Annotated in this window: 1 protein-coding gene and 1 tRNA gene; one reads left to right on the top strand and one right to left on the bottom strand. The window is 56.9% G+C overall.

Features of this window, described 5'->3' with window-relative positions:
- The coding region (locus J7400_RS21085; protein ID WP_209066140.1) for a leucine-rich repeat domain-containing protein at window positions 1–2,703 on the top strand (2,703 nt) is incomplete at its 5' end.
- Window positions 2,704–2,986: 283 nt separating this feature from the next.
- Here J7400_RS21085 and J7400_RS21080 read toward each other — a convergent pair.
- A tRNA-Met gene (locus tag J7400_RS21080) sits at window positions 2,987–3,063 on the bottom strand.
- Window positions 3,064–3,107: the final 44 nt, after the last annotated feature.

Genomic DNA, 3,107 nt, shown 5'->3' with positions numbered 1-3,107 from the left:
AGCGGTCTCTCCCAACTGCAGAGCCTCGACTGCTGGAGTACACAGGTCAACGATCTGGCGCCGCTAAGCGGTCTCTCCCAACTGCAGAGCCTCGACTGCTCGCATACACAGGTCAGCGATCTGGCGCCGCTGAGCGGTCTCTCCCAGCTGCAGCGCCTAACCTGCTCGGGCACAGAGGTCAGCGATCTGGCGCCGCTGAGCGGTCTCTCCCAACTGCAGAGCCTCGACTGCTGGAGTACACAGGTCAACGATCTGGCGCCGCTAAGCGGTCTCTCCCAACTGCAGCGCCTCGACTGCTCGCATACACAGGTCAGCGATCTGGCGCCGCTGAGCGGTCTCTCCCAGCTGCAGCGCCTAACCTGCTCGCATACACAGGTCAGCGATCTGGCGCCGCTGAGCGGTCTCTCCCAACTACAGAGCCTCACCTGCTCGGGCACAGAGGTCAGCGATCTGGCGCCGCTGAGCGGTCTCTCCCGACTGCAGAGCCTCGACTGCTCGGGCACAGAGGTCAGCGATCTGGCGCCGCTGAGCGGTCTCTCCCGACTGCAGAGCCTCGACTGCTCTGGCTTGGATCTGAAAGTATCACAACCCTTACATGACCTGCTTCTTGTGGAGAGCTTTCAGGTCCTCAATGCGTATCGCACCCGAGCCCAAGGCCTGCCAAATGAAGTGTTCAGCACCGCCTCATTCGAGAATTGTGCGGGCCGCGTGCGCGCCCATTTTGCAGATCTCGGCAACGACCCAACGTTGCTGGAAACAGTGAAGCTGATCATTCTGGGCAATGGCCGCATCGGCAAAACACAGATCAGCAACCGTCTGCGTGACCTGCCGTTTGAGCAAAACGCAGACAGCACCCATGGTATTAAACTTTCTGAAACACCCATCCCGGGTCGGCGCGGCACCTTCCGGATCTGGGATTTCGGCGGGCAAGAGATCTATCATGGCACGCATGCGCTCTTCCTGCGGTCCCGCGCAGTCTTCCTATTGGTCTGGACCCCCGACACAGACAACGGCGACGAGGATATCTCGGTGCATGGTCTCCAGTTCCGGAACCGCCCCGTGGGGTGGTGGTTGGATTTTGTACAGCGTTTCGGGGAGCCGGATACGCCGCTGATCATGGTGCAGAACCAGATTGACCGTGACGGACAATACGCTCGGGGGGATCACCCGGACCTTGCCCCATTTCGCAATGAACGCCGCTACTGCCGCGCCGTGGCGGTGAGCGCTCGCACTCCCGAGGGCTTGCCCAGCCTTCAAGATGCGCTCAACGGAGCTGCCGATCGTTTCAACCCACCCTTGATCGGTGCCGGGCGCTTAACGGTGCTGCGGCAACTCCGGGAGATGCTTGCCGAAGACCTGAAGCATGAGCCCAGAGATCGCCGGCACCGCACATTGTCGATGGAGGACTTCTGCAAGCTTTGCAAAGCGACCGACGGCATCAGCAATGTCGAACAGTTCCTGGCCTTCCTGCACAATGCGGGGGAAGTCTTTTGGCTTCGCACTGGTGAAACGGACACCATCGTCCTGGATCAGGCTTGGGCTCTGGAAGCAATCTATGCGGTCTACGAACGCCAGAAGTGCTGGACTAACCTGCTGTATAGCCGGGGCCGGTTTAGCCGCCAGATCATGGGAAGCTTCCTATGGGACAGGCAGGGATACTCAGCCGAGGAACAACGGCTCTTTGTCTCCTTCATGTGTCAGAGTGGCATTTGCTTTCAGGTCTCAGGCTCGCTGCGAGAGGATACGGCCCTCTACATCGCCCCTGATGCCTTGCCAGAGCATTTGGACGGGGAACATCCGGCACCTATCGATGACGCGGATGCAACACATTGTTACTGGTTTGAGAGTAAGGCGCCCGGCTTTATGCGTGCCCTTCTGGTGGAGATCGGGCGTCAGGCTGGCATCCATGGTATTTATTGGCGCCATGGGTTCAGCGGCTACGCCCTAGAGCAACAAACACGCATTCAAGTGGAAGAAGTCAACGACCCAGATCACGGGCACGGTCTACAGCTTCGCGCAAAGGGCCGCAACGCCGGAGAGTTGATCGGGACGCTCGGCAAACTCAGCGAGCGTGTGATGGAGCTTTTCAAACTCACGTCGAAAGCCGCGGCCCCTCAACAGCCGGAAGGAGATCCTAGAGTGACATTTACACCCGACCCAAATATGCCCAAAAACTTCTTTGTTTCCTATGCCTGGAGCGACAAGGATGCCCCCGATCGTGCCACGATCGTAGATGAATTCTGTACCCGCGCCGAGAGGGAAGGCATCAAGATAAAGCGCGACAAGAACGAAATTCAGTTTGGTGAGAGCATCTCAGAATTCATGGGCAGACTTGTCGAAGGGGACCGCATCCTGATCGTGCTGACTGACAAATACCTACGGTCGGTGGCTTGCATGACGGAACTCTATCAGATCTGGCATCGCGCTGGCCATGATCCAGAAGAATTCATGGCAAAAGTACGACTCTTTACTGCCGATGACGCCAAGATCTTTTCCGCGGTTGGGAGGGGTTTGATCGGCAAGCACTGGCATGACGAATATGAAGCCCAAAAATCAGTACTCGAGTTTATGGGGGACAAGGACCGCGTGGCACATAACCGGTTGAAACGGTTCTATGCACATGTACCTGATATTTTGGAGTTGATCTCTGACACGCTCCAGCCAAGGTCATTGGACGATCTCGTCGAATACGCTTTGGACTAGAGGTTTTACAAGCTGCTTGAAGCTCCGAAGACCGGGGCCTGCAACAACTGAGTCTGCGCTGTCCGCTTCTCGCCGCAAATTGTTTAGGAGTGCTGCGCATAAAGTCACGTGCGTGGCTTACCGTGTTGAATAGGCAAGCTTGCCACTCCCCATTCTTATGTCACTCTTTAGCCACACCGTTTTTGTCGCTTCAATTGCTTCCACAGCGCTTCCACGGCTGAGATGGCACTGTGAGCACATGTTTAGGTGCGCAGCGTAAATCATTGATATCATTTGCTATTTTTGGTTGCGGGAGTAGGATTTGAACCTACGACCTTCAGGTTATGAGCCTGACGAGCTACCGGGCTGCTCCATCCCGCGACGCTTTTGATCTTGGGCCTTTTTTGGCTTTAAGATCTGTCGCC

The organism is Shimia sp. R9_2, from assembly GCF_017743735.1.
In the GTDB taxonomy this organism is placed as follows: Bacteria; Pseudomonadota; Alphaproteobacteria; order Rhodobacterales; family Rhodobacteraceae; genus Shimia.
The sequence above is the reverse complement of the archived record's forward strand: the minus strand, read 5'-3'. Positions and strand labels throughout refer to the sequence as shown.